This window comes from Salipaludibacillus sp. CF4.18, from assembly GCF_051262595.1.
Lineage (GTDB): Bacteria > Bacillota > Bacilli > Bacillales > Salisediminibacteriaceae > Salipaludibacillus > Salipaludibacillus neizhouensis.
This window is the reverse complement of record NZ_JBIMEV010000176.1, coordinates 1-316: the sequence shown is the minus strand read 5'-3', so window position 1 is coordinate 316 and position 316 is coordinate 1. Positions and strand designations below refer to the sequence as shown.

The following is a 316-nucleotide window of genomic DNA, read 5'->3' as shown; positions in this document are numbered from 1 at the left end:
GGAAAATCGTTTTCTAATAACGAGTGAGGGTGCTTTTAAATACTTTGAAAAAGCATATAGCATTGAGACAGGGTACATTTGGGAAATTAATTCCGAAAATGAAGGCTCCCCAAAACAAATGAGTGATGTTGTTGATTTAATTAGGGAAAAGAATATTTCAGGATTATTTGTTGAAACAAGCATTGATCGCAGAAGTATGGAAACAGTTTCAATTGAAACTGGTGTACCAATTGCAGGAGAGATTTACACTGATTCATTAGGGAAAGAAGGAACTGATGGCGATTCTTATATTAAAATGATGGAATCAAATCTTAAT

1 protein-coding gene is annotated in these 316 nt (G+C 33.5%); it reads left to right on the top strand.

What is annotated here, in order from left to right:
* A partial coding sequence (locus tag ACHABW_RS26040; protein ID WP_435759951.1) for a metal ABC transporter solute-binding protein, Zn/Mn family occupies nucleotides 1–316 on the top strand: 316 nt, incomplete at both ends.